The organism is Halovenus anhuiensis (genome assembly GCF_037080055.1).
Classification (GTDB): domain Archaea; phylum Halobacteriota; class Halobacteria; order Halobacteriales; family Haloarculaceae; genus Halovenus.
In genome coordinates this window covers 205,367-228,100 of record NZ_JBAOJI010000007.1, presented here as the reverse complement: position 1 = coordinate 228,100, position 22,734 = coordinate 205,367, and the positions used below count along the sequence as shown (strand labels likewise).

Here is a 22,734-nt window from a genome sequence, read left to right as displayed (position 1 = left end):
CCCGCCATTCGTAACAGATTTTTATCGATCTACTCATCTCAGGCCTCACTCTTCGTCCTCTTGTGCGGAATTTTCTTCTTCCAGTTCTACAGGGGTGGCAAGCTGTTCTATTTCAGACTCTGAAAGCTCAGGTAGATCTGCGTCAAGTGCATCCGTAATACCTGTCTGCTTCAGTGACTCAATCGCTTCTTCTCCCTTCCCTAGCTCCATCTCGGTCATCGCCTTATTGTACCACGCCTGATTATTTCCAGGCTGTTCCTCGACCACCTTTTTGTAGTATTCCAAAGCCTCCTCATACTCTCCTACCTCAGACAAGGCAATAGCGTAGTTATGATTAACTTCAGACATCGGAGGAAAACCAGGATGATCCTTATCCCGATCTTCTAAAAGTGTTTCAAAGTGCGGGATAGCCCGGTTAAAATCACCTAAGTTTAGATGGCAGAGAGCTTCAGCATAGACCGGGAGAGGGCTCTCTGGGTTGAGGTTCTTCGCCCTACCAAATGAATCGATAGCGTCCTCAAATCTCTCCAGATTCATCAAGGCTCTACCCTTGTTGTGCCAAGAGTTCCAGTCACCGGAATTCTCGTCTGTAGCTTGCTCCAGAAGACTCAGTGCTTCCTCTGGCCTATCTTCTTCAATGAGCAGAACCCCTTTCTGTTTCAGTACTTGAGACCAGTTTGGACGTATCTCAAGGGCTTCATCAAAGCAATCAAGCGCCTCATCCACCTGTCCTAAGTTTTGATGTGTCAGTCCCTTGTTTGCCCAGGCTCTGACAAATGAAGAATTGATTTCCAAGGCATCGTTGTAGAGCTGAATCGCCTTTTCGTGTTCACCGTTTTCTGCTGCATCAACAGCTTCGCTGAAGTACTGTACTTCTTCATCGAGGATGATCTCATAATCAAGATACTCTAGTTTATTCTTAAGCGTCTCTAGCCGCTGTTCTAGACGCTTTGCTTGTTCCTCTCCTTCTTCGACAAATCTTACCTGTGAAACAAATCCGTGACCCATCCAACCGATATTACACCGGAATCTTACAGCGTTGGATAGATTCTGATAGAATTTCTCGCGCTCATCGGGACTCAGTTCAACCATAACCTTTGACTCTCCTGCGGGGATCGAAAGGTGAGCCGAAACCAAAATGAGCTGTCGGCCCTCTCCCATATTTTCTCCGAGCTCCTCTCCGACATCGGCATCTCCGTCGAAGACCGTATGTATCCTATATTCTGAAAACTCGTCTGAAATTATAACATCATCCACAAGTTTTTGATAGAGGTTCTGGCTTGCGCCACCCAGCATACCAGGGCTGAAGTCTCCTACCTCATCTATAACTCCTTCAGAAGCTGCGTAGTATTTCAAATAGGTCTTGTCGAACTCACTCCCAGCAAAGGACAGATCTTCGTCCTCGTCTTCTTGGATTATCCCTTGGTCGATTAACGAGTCAATAGTGAGTTCCTTGCTACTTCTTAACGAGGACAAGTTATCTGGCTCGATTGTTTCTATTCTATCCAGGAGACAGAATTCGACTAACCACTCTTTTGGAACTTCGGGGAATTCAAGGAGAGACACAAGAACTTGGAGTTGGTTCGGGATTAATCGCTTGACATCATCAGCAATCTCGTGGTGACCGGATTCACGGATTCTATCCAGTTCCTCGGCCACGTCGTCCAGGATCTCTGGTGTAAGAGTGATTTCGTCCGCACCCTCGTTGTAATGCTTGTACATATGGTGGGCGACAAGGTTGATTTCGTAGGGTGACCCTCCTGTTATGCTGTGTATCTCGCCGATACATTGCTCGTCTAGATCCTCCTCTTCCTCCTCGGAAAGCGGCTTCACAATACACTCTTTAGTCTTGTCTTGAGATTCGAATGGGCCGAGAGAGATCCGCTTAAACAATCTTGACATTGGGGAGAACACTTCGTCAGTTCTCTCAAATAACTCCTCAGTCCCTGAAAGAACCAGATTGTATCCTTCAATATCTGAAAAGATGTTCCGGAGCTTTTGCAGGATAGCATCATTCTCCGCAAGTAGATCGGCTTCGTCCAGAAGAAGCACAATAGATTTCTTCCCGCCCTCTGCCACTTTTTCGTACAAATCCTCTAAGTCGTCAGACAGGACTCTTTGAGGGATGTCTGGTTCAGGATCCTGGCTTTGCATTGCTCGAATGTAGGTAGAACTGTATCCAAGTGAGACCTCGATATCTGGATCTAGGCTTTCCACTTTGTTCCGGAAACTGTCAAGGAGAGAATCACCGATCACACCTTTATTGGTGCCTTCAGCCATTATACTGTCTAAGACTTCTTTGAAGAACTTGAGCTGGTCTTGGACGATCTGGGAGTCAAGAGAGATTTTTACTGCTAGATGATCGTTTTCGTCAGCGAGTTCTTCCACACGATTAAGTAGACTTGATTTGCCTGCTGCTCTGTTACCGGTGATGCCGATGTGATAGTAGTTTCCGGCTTCTGCTTGAGCTAGGTATCGTTCGATTTCCTGTAGTTCCTCCTGCCGATCCGCGAATCTTTGCTCATCTGAAACCGGGTTGAGGAAGTTATATGGGTTCGGAGAAAAACCTCCGTCTCCAGATCCTGATTCCGACATACTGAGCGTATTGGCCTGTAAGCTTGTTATACCTGAGGGAGCACAATTTCAAGTTAGAAATACAGCACTAGAAACAGCCCCGAACACTTCACCAAGTGCAGAAATCACTAATCCAGTAAAATACAGATACGGTTAGCCTTCTATGACAGAACAAAAAGAAGCAGCGGTTAAGAAGTACTTGAACGGAGAGCTACAGTTTGAGACACTCAAACAAGAGATCGGGGAGAAAGACGCTGAAACCGTCCGAGAATCCAAGAAGCAACTGAACCAGGCTGAGGATCTAGCCGAGGAACTCTCGAAGCTGTAAAAACAGTAATCTATTTCCGGGATTTGATCTTCTCTATGGATTCTTGTGTGTAGGCTTGGTCTCTGTGCTCTACTCCGAGTATAACGACTTTGTCTCCGTCAAGGTCGAAGAAAACTCTGTGATCTAATTCCCCAGTTTTTGCTTTGAGTCGGTAGATCTCCAAGCCTTGCTTGTTTAGAAGAGACGTGTTTTCTCCGAGCGGTGCCTGCTCTAACCCACCCACTTGATCCATTAACTGTCTCTGGATCTGCTTATCAAACTCTTCCAGGTCTTGGCGTGCTTCTGGATACCAGCTAATCCTCATCAAGATCCAGCTCGTCCTTCAACTCTTCGTGGGAGACGAACTCTCCTTCATTTTCCTCGTACTCTTTGAGTCGCTTTCGCAGCTTCTCAGCTACTTCTGGTCTTAGGACAAGGTCCTCTTCTACTTTGTCGCGTAGAGCTTCCCGGACATACTCAGAAGTGCTGTTGTAGTTTTTCCTTTTGGCTACAGCCTCGATCTCACGTTTCTGGTCATCTGGAAGTTTGATTGTCATTGAACCCACGGAATATCACCATAGTATTACTATGGTAAGAAACATATTTAAGATTATAACTATTTCTCTATCTTCTTCAGGTCGTGTCTTCGGAAGTGGATTTCGGGTGTTTCGCCGTTGTCGAGTTTGATGGTGTAGATGAAGTTGTCTTCGCTGTCTCCGGTTACTGAGGCAGCATCATCGAAGCTTACGTCGATGATTTCTCCGGTTTTGCCGTGGAGGTGTTTGTCGGGTCCGAGTTCTTTGTCGAGTATGAGTTTGACTCGGTCTCCTTTCTGGTATGCCTGCGCGATAGATGGATCACTCTGTGGCTTGGTTGAGGAGTTTTTCCTGGGTTAGTGTGGAGATGAGGAGCAGTCTTTCCTGCGCGTTCATCTCTGAGAAAGCGTTCTTGTACCGGTTGATTGTGTCGCGCGAGACGTTGAGTTCTTCTGCGGTCTGTGTCTGGTTGCTCCGGGTGATCGCGTCTATGTACTTGGCTGCTGTTTCTCGGGAAAGCCCGTACTCTTCGAGTACTGTCTGTGTGTCCATTCTGCTGCCCTGGAAACGTTTGGGGAGTTGAATTTTATTAGAGGATTCCACTACCCGCAGATCTAGAAGCGGAAAAGGGAGGTCGTGTTTAGAATAATCCATCGTTTGCCTGCCTCATACTGTAGTGGCTGTCTCTGGAGATGATGACGTGGTCTAAGAGTTCGACGTTGATTTTCTCCAGTACTTCGTGGACTTCCTGAGTAGTTTCGAGGTCTTTTGCTGTGGCCTCTGCTGTTCCCGAGGGGTGGTTGTGTACAAGGATGACTGCGCCGGCGTTGGTGACTGCGGCGGTTCTGACCACGTCCTGTATGTCAATCTCGACGGTGTCGCGGCTGCCTATCCCGATTATTTTGTCTCCGATGAACCGGTTGTCATTGGTGAGGAAAACTGCGTACAGGTGCTCCTTTTGCTCGTGTTTCAGGGATTCGTACCTGTTGATGACGTCGTGAAGTGACTGTACTGCGTCGGGTTCTTGGTCTTGTATCTCGGCTTTGACTGTGAGGTTGCCGAGTTCCTGCTTCACTCCGTACCGCCCTCGCTGTCCTGGTATCCGTTGATGCAGTATTCGTCGTGGTGGTGAATCATATGGATGATTTCTTTCTTCGCTATCCGGGTAGCGTTCTCTGGCCGTAGTTCAAGGTCGTGTGTGGCGGCGAATTCCCGGAGGTCTCCGCTGTGTGCGTCGTCCTCCCACTGCTTGGCGACTTGGTAGAATTTCTCTCCGCCGATACGCTTCACTTCATCCAGTACTTTGCGTATTGCGATGTGTTTGGTGTGTTCTTCGCTGGTTTTGAAGGTTTGACCGCATTTGCAGGTTATCCCGTGCTCCGATTCCAAAATACAATCACCTTATCTTACATATTGTCTACAACTTTTAAATAAGTATCTTACACTTAGACAGGTGGTCTGCCTTAATTATTTAAAAACTGATACTAAATCATAAGATAATGAAATGTGCATTTGGAAACTGCGAACGACAACACGACCTCTGGATAAAACCTCACGCAGACAGCGACGTCGTACCAGTCTGTAGAGGCTGCGCCGAAAATGAAAGAGAAAAATACCACCTCAGCTACCAAGACAGCAAACCTCCCGAAGAGGTACAGGATTACATCGTCGCCTACGACCCGGACACTGCTTTAGCCGAGCAACTAATCGATATCTCCGACGAACTCGAACAAACCCTCTCACAATACGAAGGCGACAACCAGGAACAGATACAGAAAGTGGTCAACGCGAGAGACAGCATCGAGAAAGCAATCAAGAAACTATAGCCGACAGGTACGGAAAACCAGCACCGGAAACAGCCCTGAACACTTCACCAGGTACACAAAATCAGGTGTGAATCAGGTCACACTCACCCTTCCTTGGTTCGACAGAAAGGTTTGAATCAGGTTCTAAACTCGAACGACTTACTGCCGTGTACGGGTTCACGCAAACGAGGGAGAGGAAAAGAGAGGGGGGTTAGTCTATGTTGTTGACTGCGTCCTGTTGCCGGGTCGTACTACTGTGCTCGTACTTCTCCGTCGTCCGTTTCGACTTGTGTCGGCATTGTTGGGCGGCTACTGCGAGTCCTTCTTCTTCGGCTACGTAGGTCGCAGTACTGTGTCTAATGCTGTACGGTGTTAGGTCTCGGTTCTCCAAATCCAGGTTGGCTTCTTTGGCGATTTTCCGGAACACATCCCGGAAACTGTCTTTGTCGTAGCGGTTGCCGTACATCGTGAGCCAGAGCGCATCCCGGCCGTCGTACTTTTCCCGTGTCTCCCGTTCGTCAAGCCAGCGTTTCAGAATCTGACTCGTCTCCTCTTTGAGTGCGACTATCCAGTTCTCCCTATTCTTGGAAGATTCTTCGCGTGGGATCCGGAGGACGCCGTTTTCGGTGTCAACCCAGTGAACATTCGACCGTTTGATCTCGATAGGACGTAGGCCCGCATCCAAGGCGACGTGGATCATCGACGTGTACTTGAAGGAATTCGCTTTCCCCCAGTCCTTCATCGTGATTTCGTCCTTCGGTTTCTGAAGTCTCTGTGAGAGGTATGTCTTCCATCTGTCGCGTTCACTCGGGGTTACACTGTTGTAGTGGGGTACACTTCCGTAGCTCATAGCGGCTTCCCTCATCTTCCGGCGGTCGTCCTTGGTCAGGTAGTCCCGAGGAGTGTAAGTCGTAGAAGGATCACTGTATTCGATCTCGGGCTCCCAATCGACGTCTTTGTTGCGGGCCTCGCGTTTCCACTTGAACAACGTCTTGGCCGCTTTCTGGTAGTGGTTCTTCGTGGATTCCTTCATATCCTGGCGTGCGAGGTGGCGCATCCAGTCGTCGGCATCATCCGTCGATAGTTCCTGGACGAATCGGCCCTTCCGGTCCCAGACAAACCGGTAGAAGAGATCGAGGCGGTTCATCCGGTTTTTCGCGGTGCTGTGGCTGTAGCCTTCAGCTTTCTCCGGGTTTTTACCGAGGCCGAGCATCCATTCCGTGAGTTCGCGGCGGTGTTCGCGGTACGTGACTTCTTGCCTCGGGTTCAGGTATTCTTTCGCATCGTCTGTGACGAGGACGATCCCGTCAACCTTGTTTTCAGAGCTGTACGTCATAGTTCGATCCTCTGTCTAGAAACTAGATCGTTTGCGTGGCAATCTTTAAATGTATAATGTAGTATGCCTGTCTTTTTGTCGAAACCGCTGTAAGGCGTCGGGGTGCCGTATTTGACACCGGGTACTCGTTCTTGCGCGGTGGACATTGTTTCACCGACGAAGAACCCGGTAACTACCGGACGTAACAGCCAAAGAGAGCCTAGGCCGGGATTTGAACCCGGGCTCTCGTCCTTACCAAGGACGCGCTTTACCGCTAAGCTACCCAGGCACGCATACGGTGATTGCCGCGAGTCATCTTTGAACGTTTCGATTTGAACTAGCCGTGCGATCAGTCATCAACCGACGTCGTCAGGCCATCGCTCCCGCTCTGGTCGGCGGTCAACCCGCGGAGTCGGTCAGCGTCGACATCCGTGAGGAACTGATCAGCCGGCGGGAATCCGTCCACAGGCCCGTCTGCCGCGAGTTCGGCAGCGAACGACTGGATGCTGGGCGAGAGAGACCGATCACCGACAGTCGTTCCCGCGAAGGCGGCCAGTTCCAGGGCGTCGGTTTCGAGATTCCGAGCGAGAGAATCGTCACCAGTCTCGCGCTGGACCGTCTGATCACGGCCGAAAGCGCGAACAGTCTCGACTGCTCGGTCGGAGGCTTCTGTCTTGGCGAGCAAGTAGAACCCGCGTGCGACGAGCACGTCGGCAACGAGAATATCCAGATCTCCACGCTCGGCGTCGTCGGTTTCCCACGGTTGCTCCGATGAGAGTCGGCGGGTGAGTCGGAGTCCGTCATAGATCAGTTGCACACCCGCGGCGCGTTCGCCGATTGGATCCGCCAGTTCATCTGCGCTTCCAGGAGAGACGGCGCTCGCTGTCGCGCGTGCAAACCGTATCGTCAACACACCTGGTACCATCGAACCCTGGTCGAGCCACTCGGTAATCCGGTCGTGTAACCCTGCAGGTTCGACATCCCGCACGGCACCGAGCGCGGCCCGACGCGTCGCCCCGGCTTCGTCCATTACTACGCTCTAGCGGAGGCAAAGGCAAAGAACTTTGGAAACCACCGCCGCAGAACAGCCCATGATTACCACAGACGTGACCGGGAAGAGACGGACGATTACGCTCGACCGTCCCGAGCGGAAGAACGCACTTACCCGGGAAGGTCTCGACGAACTCCACGAAGCAGTCGCCGACGCGACCGAGTCCGTACTCTACCTCCACGGGGCCGGAGACGCGTTCTGTGCCGGCGCTGATCTCGACACCGTCGGCTCACTCGATGAGGAGACTGCCGCTGGCTTCGCCGAACAGGGGCAAGATGTCGCACGCGCGCTCGAACAGTACGATGGAACCGTCGTCGCCGGAATCGACGGCCCGGCCCGCGGCGGCGGCGTCGAACTGGCGCTGGCCTGTGATCTGCGAATCGCAACACCGGCGGCGACCTTCGCCGAAAGCGGTGTCACCCTCGGACTGTTCGGTGCGTGGGGTGGGACCGCGAGATTGCCACGGATCGTCGGCGAGGGCGCTGCGCTAGATATCGCACTCTCCGGTCGGGTGCTCGACGCGACGGAGGCGCGGGACTGTGGTCTCTGTAGCAGAATTGTCGAGGAGCCACGAACGGTCGCCGAATCGCTCGCGGAGAACGATCCGACCGCAATGCGCCGAATCAAAGAACGAATCCGCGATACGGATCCGGATGCTGAGCAGGAACGACGCGAGCGCGAGGCGTTCGCAGAACTGATCGCCGCCTTCGACGGGCAGTCGTGAGTCGGTGTCTAAGAGCTGTGCGTGCGAAACCACTTTCAGCGACGGAATCGGACTGTAGTCACGTCCGCGCACATATGAGAGACACTCGCTGGAACCGACCGCAGTGGAGGAGACGATGACGCAGGTTTGTCTCGTCGGCGAGGAGGAGACCAACCTCCAGTACGAACTGCTCTCCCGGGAGACGGCCAGAGATGCACTGGCAGCCTACGAGATCACCGAACCGTTCGAGAACGCGCTTGCCGTCGAGACAGTCAGCCTCGGGGCGGCAGTCTCTCTGTTGAACGATCTGGACTGGTATCTGATCCGCTTCGTCGCCGACGCCTTCGTCAGAGAGCCGTCGATCAGCGACGAGGAGTGGCTCTCCCGTGACCTCGCGACGGCGATCCGAAACGACGAGATCGAACCGTCCGAGAGCGGCCGGTTTCTCCGCGTCTACGGCATCGAACAACCAGAGCCCGACGACGCGTCCGAGAACGAAATTGGAGGGCCACGACTCGTCGAGCCAATGCTCGTGACGCGAACCGGGGCGGAGATTCCGGAGTACGATCTGCGGGCTGTCGACAGAACGCTGGTCGTTCGGGTGACTGAATCGGAGTTCGGGGCCTAAGCGCGAGAAGACGGCCCCTCGGCACATTACATAAGGCTTATGCGCACACTGCTTCTGTCATCTGCTAATGAGCAACTGGCGGGATCAGCTGGCAAACGATTCCGAGACGGAGGCCGTGGTGGACTGGCTCACGGAGTTTTATCAGTACCCGGTCCTCATCGTGTTGATCGGCTTCGTCTTCTGGAATCGGATCCGTAACTGGTCGAATTTTGTCTACGATGGACAGGTGTATTACAGCGGAAACGACCCGTGGTACAACCACCGCTCCGTGGAATACGCCACGGAGAATTTCCTCGGGACGATGCCGTACGACCCGTGGACCTTCTTCCCGTACGGAACCGCGACGGGACAGTTTGGGGCCCTGTTCGATCAGATCATCGCGCTGATCGCCCTCATTTTGGGGCTGGGTTCACCGAGTAGTGGACTCCTCGATCACGTCGTCTTGCTCGCCCCACCCCTGTTTGCGGTTGCGATCTGTCTGCCGGCGTATCTGATCGGTCGACGACTCGGCGGCCGGTTCGGGGGGCTGATCACCGTCGGACTCATCGCCTTCGCACCGGATCGACTGCTCCAGATGACACTCGCCGGACACACCCAACACCACTCTGCAGAGGCGCTGTTCATGGCGCTCTCGGTGCTCGGAGTGATGGTTGCCCTCTCGGCTGCCGAGAAAGAAAAACCCGTATATGAACTGCTTGCAGCCGGAGACATCTCGACACTCCGGGGAACGGTCGGCTGGTCACTGCTGGCCGGCATCGCGATGTCGATGTATCTCTGGTCATGGCCGCCCGGCGCCTGGTTGTTCGGCATCCTCGCGGTCTTTTTCACGATCCACCTCTCACTGGAACACGTCCGCGGACGCAGTCCGGAACACACGGCATTTGTCGGGATTATCAGCATTGCGACGGCAGGAATTCTGCAGTTGAGCTCACTCCGGACGTTCGAGGTTGCGGTCGCGAGTCGCTCGCTCGTCCAGCCAGGACTGGCGTTCCTCGTCGTCGCCGGACTCGTCTTCCTCGCGTGGCTCTCCCGAGAAGTCGAGGACCGTGATCTCTCTCGGGCGGCGTATCCGGGAATCGTCGGCGGGATTTTGGTCGTCGGAACGGTCGTCGTTGCCCTCGCACTCCCAGGGCTGTTTGATTTCTTCTACAGTCAGATCGATCGTGTCTTCGGGTTCGTTACGTCGCCGGGGACCGCCGCCGGGACCATCGGCGAAGCACAGCCGCCGGAGGACCCCCAGCAGTACTTCTACCAGCGATACGGGCTGGCGATCGTCACCGCGGCGATCGGTGGTCTGATTGTCCTCGGTCGACAGTTCAAGCGAGAGCCCGAGAGCCAGCAGTTGCTGGTCGTCGTCTGGACGCTGTTCATGGTGGCAGCGACGCTCACGCAGACCCGATTCGGCTACTACCTCACGGTTCCGGTCGGCGCACTCAACGCAATTTTTGCCGGTTTCCTGGTCAAGATGATCGGAACGCCGGATACCGACGACTTCACGATCGAGACCTATCAGGTGTTTACCGTCCTGGTGATCGTGATGGTGATATTCGTGCCACTGATCGGACTGTCGGTCGGCGGCGTCGACGTGAGTGTCGACAGTACAGCACAGCAGCGGGCCGATAACCTGAGCCAGCCGGGTAACGTGATCGTCTGGGACCAGAGCCTCCAGTGGATGGAGGAGAACACGCCCCAACCCGGACAGTACAACAACCCAGATGGCGAGCCGATCGAGTACATGGGGACGTACGAGAGGACGGACGATTACGAGTATTCCAACGGAGCTTACGGCGTCCTCTCGTGGTGGGACTACGGTCACTGGATCACGAACCGCGCCGAGCGGATTCCGAACGCGAACCCGTTCCAGCAAGGTGCCCGTCCGGCTGCGGAGTTCCTGCTCGCACAGAACGAATCTGAAGCGCTTTCGACGCTCGAAGACGAGTTCGACGAGAACGACAACGCCGAAACCCAGTACGTAATGGTCGACTGGCAGATGGCCGAAACCGAGGGACAGGTCGGCGGGAAGTACTTCGCACCGACGGATTTCCATCCCGACTACGAGACCTCTGACTTCTATCAGCGGCTGGTCAACCCGAACGCAGAGCAGATCACGTCGGGCCAGCAGCTGTTCCGGCAGACCCAGATGATCGCCCATTCACAGCGGTACTACGACTCGATGCTCACCCGACTGTATCACTATCACGGGAGTTCCCGGGCCCCAGATGCGATCGGAACGGAACGACGGGTTGGCGGCGACCAGCAACCCGTCCGGTCGTTCGGTAGCGTCGAAGAGGCTCGCGAGTGGGCGTCCGAATCCGAGACTCGACAGGTCGGGGGCATCGGACTGCTCCCCGAAGAGCGAGTCGAAGCGCTCGAACACTTCCGGGTCGTCCACATGAGCGAAACGTCGGCGATTCCGTCTCAGGACAGCGAGAACGCACAAGAACTGGCAAACAATGGTGTCAGCTTCGCGCGATCGGCGGTGACGGCCCGAGATATCCGCAACTCCGGGATCATCGGCGCATACCAACAACGGTTCGAGGGCCGGTTCGGCGACGGTGAACAGCAGCAACAGATCGCACAGCAACTGGCGCTCCAGCGCGCCCAGCAGGCAGTCCAGGGAAGCAATCCCGCGTGGGTCAAAACCTTCGAGCGCGTTCCGGGAGCGACCATCGAAGGCGAGAACGGACCGGAGAACGGGACGGTGACCGTCTCGGTCCCGATCAAGCCAGCCAACGGAAACGAGTTCCAGTACACACAGCGCGTCCAGACTGACGAGAACGGCGAGTTCAGTACGACGGTCCCGTACTCGACGACGGGCTACGACGACATCGGTGTCGACGACGGTCACACGAACGTCAGCGCCCGCGCGAACGGGAGCTATCAGATCACTGGCTTCGGCGGCGAGAACGGACAGACCCAGTTCAGCGACACGGTCGACGTGTCCGAGGAGGCAGTCGTCACCGCAGATAGCCAGCCGATCACGGCCGAACTCGAACGGGAAGCCCCCGACAGCGGAAACGAGTCTGTCGACCTCCAGTCGTCGTCGGTCAGTGATCCTGCCGACGAAATCACGCTCGAATTCGGGAACGCGACCTCCGTCGCCAACGAGCAGCGAGCAATCGCCGACACCAACGTGACTGCCGACGGCGAGACCGTCGAAGTGACTGGCGTGACCGAGGGCGAGAACGACGCCACAGTGACGGTCTCACTCAACCGATCGATCGAGGCCGGCGAATCCGTCGAACTCAGCTACACGCCCGAGCCGAACCAGCCGAGTCTCATCGTCGACACGAACAGCGTTGACGAGTTCACTGCAGACGTCGAGAACAACGTCGGTAGTTGAACGCGAGCACGTTTTTCGAGCGCGTCGACACGAACTGATTAACGAAGGGAACACAAAAGCACCAAACGAGCGTGGAGCACCCGAACGTCCACCGACTGCTGCGGTCGCTGTCGAGATTTCCAGACCAGACCGTACTGAGCCGATCAGAGCAAGCCAGTCCGAACCCCGAGACGCGATCGAGAAGCCACGAAGCGGCGCACGAAGGTGAGCGATGACAGCCGACACCGACACGGTCGACGGCGAGACCGGACCTGCTACAGAGGGAAAACAACGGACCGAAACCGCAGGCAGCGGGCTTCGGTCGTGGCTGATCGTCTACGCGAAGGGTCTCGCGATGGGCAGTGCAGACGCCGTCCCGGGCGTCTCCGGCGGAACTATCGCGCTGATCGTCGGCATCTACGAGCGGTTGATCGCCGCGCTGACCGCCCTCGATCCCATCGTTCTGAGACATCTCCCATCGCTCCATCAGCCGTCGGGTCGGGCGGACTTGTTCGATGAGCTCCGCCGGATGGACGTGCCGTTTCTGCTGGCGCTGGGCGGCGGGATGGCGACGGCGGTCATCCTCCTTGCGCGCGTCGTCGAGTTCGCGCTGGAAACGATTCCGGGACCGACCTATGCCTTCTTTTTCGGACTGATCGGTGCCTCGGCAGTCATCCTCGGCGAGCGCGAGTGGCTCCAGCAGCCTCGTCAGATCCTCGCTGCGGTCGCTGGGTTCGCGATTGCGTTCACAATCGCCGGTATCTCGGGACAGGGCGGCGTGCCGAGTTCGCTGCCGGTTATCTTCGTCGCTGGCTCTGTCGCGATCAGCGGGATGCTCCTGCCGGGCATCTCCGGTGCGTTTATCCTGCTGTTGCTCGGGCAGTACGAGATGATGACGGCGACACTGAACGGGTTCGTCGACGGGCTAATCGCGCTGGGGCGTGATGGGGTGACGGCGTCGCTCGTGCAGGACGGCGTCCGGATTGTGGTGTTTCTCTCGGGGGCGGCCGTCGGCGTGTTCACTGTCGCCTACACAGTTCGGTGGGCACTCGGAAACTACCGGCGAGCGACGCTCGCCTTTCTCGTGAGTCTGATGGTCGGATCGCTCCGCCTGCCGGTGCTCGAAGTCGCTGCCGTGACGGAGCCAACTCCTGTGGGGGCGGCCGTCGTCGCCGTCGCCGCCGTCGTCGGGGCTGGACTCGTGTTCGTGCTGGACTACTCGACCGCAGACCTCGCGTATTGAGCGTCAAAACGCCTTTGATGGCTGCGAGCCCACAACAGAGTATGGACGAGGAAATTACGGCTATCGCCCGGGCGATTGCCGATGCGGAGTCGACAGTCGCCTTCACGGGGGCCGGCGTCAGCACGGCCTCGGGAATTCCCGACTTCCGGAGCGAAGGCGGGATCTGGGATCAGTACGACCCCTCGGAGTTTCACTACAGCAATTTCAGGGCCGATCCCGCGTCGTTCTGGGAGAAGCGCATCGACCTGTACGAGGAAGTGTTCGGCGACGACATCGAACCAAACGGTGCTCACGACGCACTGGCCGCGCTGGAGGAGGCAGGCCAGTTGGAGACAGTCATCACACAGAACGTCGACGGGTTGCACGAGACCGCTGGCTCGTCAGTGATCGAGATACACGGGAACGGCCAGCGTGTGGCCTGCGAGGGCTGCGGACAAACGGAGCCACTCGAACTCGCCCGCGAGCAGATCGACGACAGACAGCTTCCCCCGGAGTGTCCGGCCTGCGGCGGCGTGTTGAAGCCGGATACGGTGCTGTTCGGCGAGCAGCTACCGAAAGTGACACTCCAGCGAGCCAAAGAACAGGCCCGAGAGGCCGACGTGCTGCTCGCAATCGGGTCGTCGCTGACCGTCGAACCGGCGGCCTCACTCCCGCGGATCGCAACCCGAACTGGCTCGACGCTGGGGATCGTCAATCTGGAGGAGACACCCGTCTCCGACAACGCCGAGTTCGACATTCGTGGCGACGTAACGGAGGTCCTCCCCGCGGTTCGGGACGCAATCGAGACAGCCTGACCGGAGCAGAACGTGACGATGGGTTCGGAAAACGTAAGTGCCGGTCGGCAATACCCCGCTGTAGTGACAGGGCCGGTCCGACGAGCCGCGGCGTTTGCGCTGGTGAGTCTACTCGCCTTCGCCGTTCCGTTCGTGGAGGGCATCGGTGAGCCGGCGGTGGCGACAGTGCTCGCGATCGGACCCTTTCTGATCGTCGCCGCCGCCGCGCTCGTCATCAAGCCGGATACAGTGCTGTTCGAGTTGTTCGCCCGGCCAGGGGACCGCCGTGACGGGGCGCTGTACGGGCTGGCTGGATTCGCACTCGCTGCCGCCGGAACCGCCGTGTTGGCCGTCGAGTTCGGCCTTCCGGTACCGATCTACGTCGGAACCGTCTTGCTGCTGTCGGTCGGCAACCTCGCCGGACAGGGCTGTCGACACCGGTGGGGCGATCCGTTCCGCGCGACGGCTGGGTTCGTCGGCGGCGGCTTTCTCGCGGGAAGTGCCGGACAGCTGCTCGCGGCTGGACTCACCGGACAGACAGTCGAGTGGCAGGTGGTCGCGTTTTTAGCCGCCAGCGGGAGCCTGCTCGCAGCGCTGTTGCGGGAAGCGCTGTTCAAACGTGACGACGTACTCGTGATGGTCTCGGCCGCATTGCTCCTGTGGTTTCTCGGCGCACTGCCGGTCGAAATCACGACGGTCCGGATCGCCGTCGCCCTCGCGGTCACGATCGTGCTCGGCTACGCCTCCTTCGCGCTGGATACCGCATCGCTGCCGGGCATGTTGACCGGCGTCCTGCTCGGATTGCTGACGATCGTCCTGGGTAGTTACGGCTGGTTCGCCATGCTGATCGCCTTCTTCGGCATCGGCGGGTTGGCATCGAAGTACCGATACGACCGTAAACTCGACCGCGGCATCGCCGAGGAAAACGAGGGGGCACGCGGGACCGGCAACGTGCTCGCGAACTCGCTGGTGGCGCTATTCGCCGTCGTCGGCGCGGCAGCCAGCCAACAGATCGGCGTCCCGAAAGCGGTGTTTTTCTTCGCCTTCGCCGGCGCCGTCGGCGCAGCACTGGCCGATACCCTCTCGAGCGAGATCGGTGGCTTGTTCGACAAGCCACGACTGATTACCACGCTGCGGGTCGTCGAACCCGGAACTGATGGTGCCGTGACGTGGCAGGGAGAGGTCGTCGGTGCCTGCGGCGCAGCAATCGTCGCCCTGATCGCCTTCGTCGCCTTCGACAGCATCACTGCGGTCGCTGCCAGCGCAATCGTCGCCGCGGGCGTCGTCGGCATGACCGTCGACAGCCTGCTGGGCGCGACGATCGAAGGCTGGCTCTGCGGGAATCAGGGCGTGAACTTCCTCGCGACGCTGGCCGCTGCTCTCGCCGGGGCGGCAATCGCAGCGACCGCCGGCCTCTCACTGTAACGATGGTCCAGATCAGACAGACGACGACAGTCGACGGTAATCGACTCCGGGAGATCCAGCAGGCTGCCCTGCCCGAACCGTGGCCAGAGATACTTGACGCGGCGCTGAGCGGCTTTCCACCGCTTTTCGCCGCTCTCGAAAATCGCCCGGTCGGCTACGCCATCGTCATGCCTGGCCCCGAGGAGACCGCCTATCTCACGGAACTGGCGGTCGACCCCGACGAACAACGGCAGGGATACGGCTCGGCACTCATCGAGACCATCTCGCGAGATCAGCGGACAGAAGGATACGAACGACTCGTGTTGACGGTTCAGGCTGTCGACGAGGAGGTGAGAGCATTCTACGGACAACACGAGTTCGAGGTCTGTGAACGACTGGACGACGAGTACGAAAGCGGCGCAGGACTGTTGCTCGCTCGGGACCTGACGGCGCTAGAGTGATCTGGCTCTCGACGCAGTCAGTTCAACTCGATCTCGTCGGCTGCGTGAACACGGACGCTGGCTGGCTGTTTGACGAATTCGCCGGTCTCGGCGGCGATGATCTGCCCGACCCCGCGCTGAGCAGCGATGTCGACCAGCCGCTGTGTGACGCTTCCGTCGAGAACGACGGTATGAGCCGTCTCTTCGGCCGTCTCGATAGCCTCGAACGCATCGTCGGCGTCGGTCTCGGCCAGCGACGAGAACTCTGAATCGAGCAGTCGAACGTTTCCGGATCCCGCCTCGACGATATCGGCGACGTGATCGCCGAGCGTTTTCGGTGCCGTCTCCGCCGCCGACTCGTCCTGTTCACCGGCCGAATCAGTTCGTTCGGATTCTTCCTGAGCCGAATCTGCGCGCTCGGCTGACTCGACTGCTGTCGGCGAGCCGTTTTCTGCGTGAGTCGTCTGTTCCGGGTGTGTCTCTGTCGGCCCGCCGGTCGATTCTGTCTCTGTCGACGAGTCCGCGTCGCTTGGATCTGGCGGCGACTGCCCGACCGCTGGGTCCGTCTCGGCTCCGTTGTCAGCGTCGGGATCGATATCGCTCGATGGCTCCGGGATCCGATCCTCGCTGGGCGTCGCGTCGTCAGTGACGGTTCCGCCGTCAGTCGGAGCGAACGTCTCCCGTGGTGTCGTTCCGTCTTCGATCTGTTCGTAGGGGAGTTTCTTGCGGAGCGCGGCCATGATCGCACCGCGATCCAGATCCTCGACTGAACGGTCCCGTGGAGCGAAGGCGACGTAATCGATGTTTCCGACCTGTGCGAGTTCCCGGAGGATGAGGTCGCCGCCGCGGTCACCGTCGAGGAAGGCCGTCGTCGTCCGGTCCTGTGTGAGTCGGGCGATTTCCTCTGGCACGTCTGTCCCTTCGACGGCGATGGCGTTTTTGATGCCGACCGAGAGCAGTTTCCGTACGTCCGCGCGACCCTCGACGACGATGATCGCGTCGCTGTCGGCGACACGTGGGCCAGCGGGAAAGTCGCGGTACTCGGTCAGTTCCGACTCCCGCACGCGCTCGCGAACCTCCTCGACGAGTCGCTCGCTGGTGAGTTGTTCGTCCTCGAAGGCCGCGAGCAGTTCCGTCGCGCGGTCGACAATCTCGCGGCGCTTGGCGGCGCGGGCGTCCTCGATTTTGATGATCGAGCAGTTCGCCCGGCAGGGGCCGACGCGTTCGATGGTCTCCAGTGCCGCGGCGAGGACGGCCGTCTTGGCGCGGTCCATCCCGCTTGCAATCTGGATCGTGCCGAACGAACGGCCGCCCTCAGATTCGATGTCGACGTCGATCCGGCCGACCTTCGAGGCGTCCTGCAGGTCCCGCAGGTCCATATCCTCCCCGAGCAGTCCTTCGGTCTGCCCGAAGATAGCGCCGACGACGTCGCTGCGCTCGACGACTCCGCTGGTGCGAATATCCGCGTGAATGACGTACTTTGCTGAATGTGGCATACGCAGTTTCCCTCGTCGGACGATCAGATCGCACGGCTGTGATAGCAGGACCTAGGAGCGGTACAGTCATATAAGTGGCGGGACTGGCTGCGGAGAATCGACAGCCCCGACGCCGCCGTCACTCTATCTCCCGAAGTCGGCCGACGCCGTCGATCTCTTCGATCACGTCCTGGACGGGTTCGGGAACGTGCTGTCGCCAGTCGCCGTCGTCGATCATCTGCCGGCGAATTTCGCTCCCTTTCAGATCCTCACGGTCGAACATCTCGGTCTGTCTGACCTCGATTCCGGCCTCGGAAAAGAGTCGGACGACGAGTGGATTGTTCGAGTACGCAACGTCGAACTCCGGGGCCATGCTCTTGACGTGGCTGACCCAGACAGAGTTCCGTTCGAGATCTTCGATCGGGACGACGTAATCGGTGATATCGTATGATTCCAGCGTCTTGCGGATCATCATAACACGTTCACCAGCCGTGAACGGATTACGCCGGGTGTGAGACGCGTCGGCACTGCCGATGCCGATTACCAGTTCGTCGACATCCGCTGCAATGCGTTCGACGAGTCTGAGATGCCCGCTGTGAAACGGTTGGAACCGGCCGATCAGACAGCCTCGGAAGGGAGCCATTTGCATGCCGTTTGGACGCTGATTATAAGAATGGTCGGTGTTCGACACCAGTAGCTATTCCCGCCGTATACCGCCTCTGCTGCCCATTTTATCGTTCGCGGCCGTGATATCGGGGAGAAAGTATATCAGTCGACAGCCCTTTCCAAAAAACATAGCAACGTTTGTATGAGCAAGGAATCAGATGTCCCGGATACCGACCGGGAAATGGACGCCGACGAGGCGGCTGAGTCGGACTCCGATGAGTCCGCCAGGCCGGCGGCCGACAGCAACGGGGCCGAGGCCGAAGGCGAGGCGGAGACTGACCAGCCAGCCAGCGACGAGGCTCCCGCCGACGGCGGTGAGCAGTCGGAGATGGACGACGAGCAACGTATTCGGGTTCCGGGCGAGGGTCCGGCCTCGGAAATCGACCAACCGAGTCCCGACGACGCTGGTAGCGTATCCGAACAAGAAGAAAACCCCCTCGACGAGGCGCTGGGAAGCGATGTCGACGAAGATATGGAGATCAACGAGGAGGTCGAAGATGAAGACCTTCTCGGCGGTCTCAAAGTCGACAGTTCGAGCGAGATTAGCGTTCCCGAGCGACTCGTCGACCAGGTGATCGGGCAGGACCACGCCCGCGATATCGTTCTGAAGGCGGCCAAACAGCGCCGCCACGTAATGATGATCGGCTCACCCGGGACCGGGAAGTCGATGCTCGCGAAGGCAATGAGCCAACTCCTCCCAAAAGAGGAGCTACAGGACGTACTTGTCTATCACAACCCCGACGACGGCAACGAGCCAAAAGTTCGGACCGTGCCAGCGGGGAAAGGCGAACAGATCGTCGAAGCCCACAAAGAGGAAGCCCGCAAGCGCAACCAGATGCGAACGGTGATCATGTGGATCATCATCGCCCTCATTCTGGGCTACGCCCTGATCATCGTCGGGCAGATTCTGCTCGGCATCCTCGCTGCAGGGATCATCTATCTGGCCTTCCGGTACATCTCCCGGGGCAACGACGCGATGGTGCCGAACCTGCTGGTCAACACCGCAGACCAGCAGACCGCGCCGTTCGAGGACGCGACGGGTGCCCACGCCGGTGCGCTGCTGGGCGACGTTCGACACGACCCGTTCCAGTCCGGCGGCATGGAGACGCCCTCCCACGACCGTGTTGAGCCTGGTGCGATCCACAAGGCCAACAAGGGCGTCCTCTACATCGACGAGATCAACACCCTCGACATCCGCTCGCAGCAGAAGCTGATGACAGCAATTCAGGAGGGCGAGTTCTCGATCACGGGCCAGTCCGAGCGTTCCTCGGGTGCGATGGTCCAGACCGAGCCCGTGCCCTGTGACTTCGTCATGGTGGCTTCGGGGAACATGGACGCCATGGAGAATATGCACCCGGCGCTACGCTCGCGGATCAAAGGCTACGGCTACGAGGTGTACATGGACGACACCATCGACGACACGCCAGAGATGCGCCGGAAGTACGCCCGCTTTGTCGCCCAAGAAGTCGAGAAAGACGGTCGTCTGCCCGACTTCACGCGGGATGCGATGGAGGAGATTATCCTTGAAGCCCAGCGTCGTGCCGGGCGGAAGGACCACCTCACGCTCGAACTCCGAAACCTCGGTGGCCTCGTCCGGGTTGCCGGGGATATCGCCCGCGCAGAGGGCAAAGACAACACCGAGCGCGAAGACGTGCTGCAGGCGAAAGGCCGCTCGCGCTCCATCGAGCAGCAGTTGGCCGACGAGTACATCGAGCGCCGGAAGGACTACGAACTCACCGTCAACGAGGGCGGTGCCGTCGGCCGGGTCAACGGGCTGGCGGTCATGGGCGAAGACTCCGGAATCGTCCTCCCCGTGATGGCCGAAATCGCGCCGTCGCAGGGTCCCGGTCAGGTGATCGCAACCGGCCAACTCAAGGAGATGGCCGAGGAAGCCGTGGAGAACGTCTCCGCCATCATCAAGAAGTTCTCCGATCAGGACATCTCGGAGAAGGACATCCACATCCAGTTCGTTCAGGTCGGTGAGGGCGGGGTCGACGGCGACTCCGCTTCCATCACCGTCGCAACGGCGGTAATCAGCGCACTCGAAGAGATTCCCGTCGAGCAAAACGTCGCTATGACTGGCTCGCTGTCGGTCCGCGGTGACGTGCTGCCCGTCGGCGGCGTCACGCACAAGATCGAGGCCGCCGCGAAATCGGGCATCGACAAGATCATCATCCCGAAGGCGAACGAGCAGGACGTGATGATCGAGCCAGAGTACAAAGAACAGGTCGAGATCATCCCGGTTTCGCACATCTCCGAGGTGCTCGAAGTCGCGCTGGCCGGCGAACCCGAGAAGGACTCGCTGGTCGACCGACTCAAATCGATCACCGGTCGTGCGCTCGACCGTGATGTCGGCCCCGGCGGCAGCCCAAGCCCGCAGTAAGCGTGGCCCAGCCGCTCGCTTTTTCTGTCGTTGCAGTGCTCGTGACGCTTGGATTACTCTACGTCGCCCGACAGTCACAAGACCTCTTGGAGTCGAGCGAGGACCGGACGATCGAACTCGCCGACACCGACGACCAGGCGGAACAGTTCGAGTCCCGACGGACCGAGGACACGACGGCCGCCGAATCACCCGGACGGCACGAACCTGACGCACCGACAGCCACGAGTGTCGACAAAACGCCGAGGACGGCGGTGTCGACCGCGGAGGCCCCACCGGAGTCGACCGATCTCGCTCCCGTCGGACGGCCAGCGCCCGAGACGCCTGTCCAGAGTCAGCCGCAGGAGATCGAACTGACGCCAGCGATGGTGATCGCGAACGTCGCCGTCACGCAGGGACTGATCGCGGGAATCGTCCTCGCAGCGGGGTGGTACTTCGCGATTCCCGCCGAGGCGTTCGGCGTCACGGCCGATCCGTTCTCGACCGGCCTCCCCGCGGTCGGAATCGGGGTCGCCTTCGGCGTGCTGCTGTGGATCGGCAACGAGATTTCGACGACGATTGCCGATGCGGTCGGAGCAGCCTACGACGAGGGAGTCAGAGAGTTGCTCGCGCCGGAGTCGCCCGGCGGATGGCTGCTGCTGTTCGGGGGCGTCTTGCCGATCATCGCAATCTCTGAAGAACTGCTCTTCCGGGCGGCGCTGATCGGCGTCCCGGCAGCGAGTTTCGGCCTCTCGCCGTGGCTGCTCGCAGTCCTCTCGTCGCTGGCCTTCGCGCTCGGGCACGGCGCACAGGGCCGGGTCGGTGTCGTCGTGACCGGACTGCTCGGGTTCGTCCTCGCGGCGGGGTACGTCCTCTCCGGAAGCCTCCTGCTCGTGGTCGTCGCCCACTACGTCGTCAACGCCGCGGAGTTTTTCGTCCACGAGTATCTCGACATCGAGTTGGACGGGATTTCGACGCCGGGGTAGGGTTTCAGGTCGGGCGACGCAGAGCAGCATATTTATTGTCCGGGTGACAACTACACGTGCGATGGGTGGTCCCGCTCGCACCGATGGTTCGGGGTTGTTCTGTCCCAACTGCGGGAATAGCGCCAACCCTGACCACGAATACTGCATCCACTGCGGCCACGATCTCGCGGCGCTGCGGGAAGTCGCAGAGACCAGCGAACGGACGAGCGAGCGGGCGACCAACTCCGGACGGGCCGCCACTGACCGCCAGCGCGACGACATCGAGGCGTTTCGCAGGCGGATCAGATTTCTCGTCACCAACGGTTGGGATATCGAGTACGACGGCCATGACGAGGTCGTACTTGCCGACAGGGGGATCGGCTCGATCTGGATCCACATCGTCCTGTTGCTGTTCACCGCTGGGATCGGGAATCTCTTCTACGCGTGGTATCACTACTCGATCAATCCGACCCGCGTCGCGCTCCGGGCGAGCGGACAGGACTACGAGGTGCTCGACCCACAGAATCCAAAAGCGGGGACAAGCACGGAAACTGGCCAGATACGAACGTCGATAGGGCAGTTTGCCGGGGCGCTGGTCTTGCTCGTCCTCGGATTCCTCATGATCGTCACGACCGGGCTTTCGTTCGTCCCCTCGCTGTTGGGACTGACGTTAGGGCTCGTCGGCCTGTACATGCTGCCGCCGGCCAGACGACGGATTCGGGACCGACACGCGCCGACGACGTTCGGCCCGACCGAGACGGTCAAGAAGCGATACGTCCAGCACACGGATCGCCCCTGTGCAGTCTGTGGCTCGCGGGTCGTCGACGGAGTCGTCCGAGACTACAAGCAGGTGTACGCTGTCGCCGGAGTCCCACTGTACACGATGGAAAACGGTGAAAACTACTACTGCGAGGACTGCCAGAGTGTCGACACGACCTACGGTACTGAATCGAGCAGGGGAGTGAACGACGAAATCGATATCGACGACGAAGCGTTCACGGACGAAATCGAACGGGAACTCGACCGCCTCCGAACCAGCGGTCCGGACGACAGAACCACGACGGAAGACGCGACCGCAGAGAGAACTGATCGAGAACAGGACGCCTGATAGATCCCGGACCTATCGGTTCGGAGCGGCCTCACTGTTATCTGTGCTCACGACACAGAT

Annotated in this window: 23 protein-coding genes and 1 tRNA gene; 12 read left to right on the top strand and 12 right to left on the bottom strand. The window is 58.6% G+C overall.

Translation table 11 applies throughout. The features are described 5' to 3' along the window. Window positions 1-45 precede the first annotated feature (45 nt). The gene (locus V8P86_RS16120; protein WP_336328309.1) at window positions 46-2,595 is read right to left on the bottom strand and encodes a tetratricopeptide repeat protein; all 2,550 of its coding nucleotides are present in this window, start codon (window positions 2,593-2,595) and stop codon (window positions 46-48) included. Between the two features lie 142 nt (window positions 2,596-2,737). Between V8P86_RS16120 and V8P86_RS16115 the strand changes: the two genes are divergently transcribed. Further along, entirely contained in the window at window positions 2,738-2,902 is a 165-nt protein-coding gene (locus V8P86_RS16115; RefSeq protein WP_336328308.1) for a hypothetical protein, read from the top strand. Between the two features lie 10 nt (window positions 2,903-2,912). Here the strand turns inward: V8P86_RS16115 and V8P86_RS16110 are convergent, their stop codons facing one another. From V8P86_RS16110 to V8P86_RS16090, 6 genes are all read right to left on the bottom strand, one after another. Then, window positions 2,913-3,206, bottom strand: coding sequence for a type II toxin-antitoxin system RelE family toxin (locus V8P86_RS16110; RefSeq protein WP_336328307.1), 294 nt, complete (start codon window positions 3,204-3,206; stop codon window positions 2,913-2,915). Further along, window positions 3,196-3,438: a ribbon-helix-helix domain-containing protein gene (locus V8P86_RS16105; RefSeq protein ID WP_336328306.1), complete on the bottom strand. Its 243-nt coding sequence runs from the start codon at window positions 3,436-3,438 to the stop codon at window positions 3,196-3,198. The genes V8P86_RS16110 and V8P86_RS16105 overlap by 11 nt, the downstream gene beginning before the upstream one ends. A 59-nt stretch (window positions 3,439-3,497) precedes the next feature. Then, on the bottom strand, window positions 3,498-3,731 hold the full coding sequence (locus tag V8P86_RS19105) for a DUF8139 family protein (protein WP_503629733.1): 234 nt from the start codon (window positions 3,729-3,731) through the stop codon (window positions 3,498-3,500). Window positions 3,732-3,738: 7 nt separating this feature from the next. Next, a complete protein-coding gene (locus V8P86_RS16100) occupies window positions 3,739-3,969 on the bottom strand; it encodes a hypothetical protein (protein ID WP_336328305.1) in 231 nt (76 codons plus the stop codon). Window positions 3,970-4,057: 88 nt separating this feature from the next. After that, window positions 4,058-4,492 (bottom strand): JAB domain-containing protein, encoded by a 435-nt coding sequence (locus V8P86_RS16095; RefSeq protein WP_336328304.1) that lies wholly within the window; start codon window positions 4,490-4,492, stop codon window positions 4,058-4,060. Further along, window positions 4,489-4,806, bottom strand: coding sequence for a hypothetical protein (locus V8P86_RS16090; RefSeq protein WP_336328303.1), 318 nt, complete (start codon window positions 4,804-4,806; stop codon window positions 4,489-4,491). Before V8P86_RS16090 ends, V8P86_RS16095 begins: the two co-directional genes overlap by 4 nt. Before the next feature lie 110 nt (window positions 4,807-4,916). Here V8P86_RS16090 and V8P86_RS16085 point away from each other — a divergent pair, with 110 nt between their 5' ends. After that, window positions 4,917-5,243: a hypothetical protein gene (locus tag V8P86_RS16085; RefSeq protein WP_336328302.1), complete on the top strand. Its 327-nt coding sequence runs from the start codon at window positions 4,917-4,919 to the stop codon at window positions 5,241-5,243. A gap of 190 nt (window positions 5,244-5,433) precedes the next feature. Here V8P86_RS16085 and V8P86_RS16080 read toward each other — a convergent pair whose 3' ends face one another. The 3 genes from V8P86_RS16080 to V8P86_RS16070 all read right to left on the bottom strand — a co-directional run bounded on the left by V8P86_RS16080 (window position 5,434) and on the right by V8P86_RS16070 (window position 7,567). Then, entirely contained in the window at window positions 5,434-6,558 is a 1,125-nt protein-coding gene (locus V8P86_RS16080; RefSeq protein WP_336328301.1) for a tyrosine-type recombinase/integrase, read from the bottom strand. Between the two features lie 196 nt (window positions 6,559-6,754). Beyond that, window positions 6,755-6,826, bottom strand: a tRNA-Thr gene (locus tag V8P86_RS16075). Between the two features lie 60 nt (window positions 6,827-6,886). Beyond that, window positions 6,887-7,567, bottom strand: coding sequence for a DUF7114 family protein (locus V8P86_RS16070; protein ID WP_336328300.1), 681 nt, complete (start codon window positions 7,565-7,567; stop codon window positions 6,887-6,889). A gap of 61 nt (window positions 7,568-7,628) precedes the next feature. Between V8P86_RS16070 and V8P86_RS16065 the strand changes: the two genes are divergently transcribed. From V8P86_RS16065 to V8P86_RS16035, 7 genes are all read left to right on the top strand, one after another. Next, window positions 7,629-8,312: an enoyl-CoA hydratase/isomerase family protein gene (locus V8P86_RS16065; protein ID WP_336328299.1), complete on the top strand. Its 684-nt coding sequence runs from the start codon at window positions 7,629-7,631 to the stop codon at window positions 8,310-8,312. A 115-nt stretch (window positions 8,313-8,427) separates the two neighbouring features. Further along, window positions 8,428-8,919 carry a DUF5804 family protein gene (locus V8P86_RS16060; RefSeq protein WP_336328298.1) on the top strand — a complete coding sequence of 164 codons (492 nt, stop codon included), beginning with the start codon at window positions 8,428-8,430 and terminating at the stop codon, window positions 8,917-8,919. 67 nt (window positions 8,920-8,986) lie between these two features. Next, entirely contained in the window at window positions 8,987-12,262 is a 3,276-nt protein-coding gene (locus tag V8P86_RS16055; RefSeq protein WP_336328297.1) for an oligosaccharyl transferase, archaeosortase A system-associated, read from the top strand. A gap of 334 nt (window positions 12,263-12,596) precedes the next feature. After that, a complete protein-coding gene (locus V8P86_RS16050) occupies window positions 12,597-13,484 on the top strand; it encodes a DUF368 domain-containing protein (protein WP_442909416.1) in 888 nt (295 codons plus the stop codon). A gap of 41 nt (window positions 13,485-13,525) precedes the next feature. Next, window positions 13,526-14,278 (top strand): SIR2 family NAD-dependent protein deacylase, encoded by a 753-nt coding sequence (locus tag V8P86_RS16045; RefSeq protein ID WP_336328295.1) that lies wholly within the window; start codon window positions 13,526-13,528, stop codon window positions 14,276-14,278. A 63-nt stretch (window positions 14,279-14,341) separates the two neighbouring features. Continuing rightward, window positions 14,342-15,682 (top strand): DUF92 domain-containing protein, encoded by a 1,341-nt coding sequence (locus V8P86_RS16040; RefSeq protein WP_336328294.1) that lies wholly within the window; start codon window positions 14,342-14,344, stop codon window positions 15,680-15,682. Window positions 15,683-15,684: 2 nt separating this feature from the next. Next, entirely contained in the window at window positions 15,685-16,122 is a 438-nt protein-coding gene (locus V8P86_RS16035) for a GNAT family N-acetyltransferase (protein ID WP_336328293.1), read from the top strand. 17 nt (window positions 16,123-16,139) lie between these two features. Here the strand turns inward: V8P86_RS16035 and dnaG are convergent, their stop codons facing one another. Together dnaG and V8P86_RS16025 are read right to left on the bottom strand one after the other, a co-directional pair. Continuing rightward, window positions 16,140-17,597: a DNA primase DnaG gene (gene dnaG, locus V8P86_RS16030; protein ID WP_336328292.1), complete on the bottom strand. Its 1,458-nt coding sequence runs from the start codon at window positions 17,595-17,597 to the stop codon at window positions 16,140-16,142. Window positions 17,598-17,715: 118 nt separating this feature from the next. Then, window positions 17,716-18,219, bottom strand: coding sequence for a nicotinamide-nucleotide adenylyltransferase (locus V8P86_RS16025; protein WP_336328291.1), 504 nt, complete (start codon window positions 18,217-18,219; stop codon window positions 17,716-17,718). Window positions 18,220-18,384: 165 nt separating this feature from the next. Here V8P86_RS16025 and lonB point away from each other — a divergent pair, with 165 nt between their 5' ends. From lonB to V8P86_RS16010, 3 genes are all read left to right on the top strand, one after another. Next, window positions 18,385-20,625 (top strand): ATP-dependent protease LonB, encoded by a 2,241-nt coding sequence (gene lonB, locus V8P86_RS16020; protein ID WP_442909414.1) that lies wholly within the window; start codon window positions 18,385-18,387, stop codon window positions 20,623-20,625. Between the two features lie 2 nt (window positions 20,626-20,627). Continuing rightward, on the top strand, window positions 20,628-21,587 hold the full coding sequence (locus tag V8P86_RS16015) for a CPBP family glutamic-type intramembrane protease (protein WP_336328290.1): 960 nt from the start codon (window positions 20,628-20,630) through the stop codon (window positions 21,585-21,587). 61 nt (window positions 21,588-21,648) lie between these two features. Next, a complete protein-coding gene (locus tag V8P86_RS16010; RefSeq protein ID WP_336328289.1) occupies window positions 21,649-22,674 on the top strand; it encodes a zinc ribbon domain-containing protein in 1,026 nt (341 codons plus the stop codon). Window positions 22,675-22,734: the final 60 nt, after the last annotated feature.

Bases quoted from the DNA above. Each gene is read 5' to 3' on its own strand.
- V8P86_RS16110 (WP_336328307.1), bottom strand. From the start codon at position 3,206: ATGAGGATTAGCTGGTATCCAGAAGCACGCCAAGACCTGGAAGAGTTT.
- V8P86_RS16035 (WP_336328293.1), top strand. From the start codon at position 15,685: ATGGTCCAGATCAGACAGACGACGACAGTCGACGGTAATCGACTCCGG.
- V8P86_RS16045 (WP_336328295.1), top strand. From the start codon at position 13,526: ATGGACGAGGAAATTACGGCTATCGCCCGGGCGATTGCCGATGCGGAG.
- V8P86_RS16105 (WP_336328306.1), bottom strand. From the start codon at position 3,438: ATGACAATCAAACTTCCAGATGACCAGAAACGTGAGATCGAGGCTGTA.
- V8P86_RS16025 (WP_336328291.1), bottom strand. From the start codon at position 18,219: ATGGCTCCCTTCCGAGGCTGTCTGATCGGCCGGTTCCAACCGTTTCAC.
- V8P86_RS16115 (WP_336328308.1), top strand. From the start codon at position 2,738: ATGACAGAACAAAAAGAAGCAGCGGTTAAGAAGTACTTGAACGGAGAG.
- V8P86_RS16050 (WP_442909416.1), top strand. From the start codon at position 12,597: ATGGGCAGTGCAGACGCCGTCCCGGGCGTCTCCGGCGGAACTATCGCG.
- lonB (WP_442909414.1), top strand. From the start codon at position 18,385: ATGAGCAAGGAATCAGATGTCCCGGATACCGACCGGGAAATGGACGCC.
- V8P86_RS16080 (WP_336328301.1), bottom strand. From the start codon at position 6,558: ATGACGTACAGCTCTGAAAACAAGGTTGACGGGATCGTCCTCGTCACA.
- V8P86_RS16085 (WP_336328302.1), top strand. From the start codon at position 4,917: ATGAAATGTGCATTTGGAAACTGCGAACGACAACACGACCTCTGGATA.
- V8P86_RS16100 (WP_336328305.1), bottom strand. From the start codon at position 3,969: ATGGACACACAGACAGTACTCGAAGAGTACGGGCTTTCCCGAGAAACA.
- V8P86_RS16055 (WP_336328297.1), top strand. From the start codon at position 8,987: ATGAGCAACTGGCGGGATCAGCTGGCAAACGATTCCGAGACGGAGGCC.
- V8P86_RS16070 (WP_336328300.1), bottom strand. From the start codon at position 7,567: ATGGACGAAGCCGGGGCGACGCGTCGGGCCGCGCTCGGTGCCGTGCGG.
- V8P86_RS16010 (WP_336328289.1), top strand. From the start codon at position 21,649: ATGGGTGGTCCCGCTCGCACCGATGGTTCGGGGTTGTTCTGTCCCAAC.
- dnaG (WP_336328292.1), bottom strand. From the start codon at position 17,597: ATGCCACATTCAGCAAAGTACGTCATTCACGCGGATATTCGCACCAGC.
- V8P86_RS16060 (WP_336328298.1), top strand. From the start codon at position 8,428: ATGACGCAGGTTTGTCTCGTCGGCGAGGAGGAGACCAACCTCCAGTAC.
- V8P86_RS16065 (WP_336328299.1), top strand. From the start codon at position 7,629: ATGATTACCACAGACGTGACCGGGAAGAGACGGACGATTACGCTCGAC.
- V8P86_RS16120 (WP_336328309.1), bottom strand. From the start codon at position 2,595: ATGTCGGAATCAGGATCTGGAGACGGAGGTTTTTCTCCGAACCCATAT.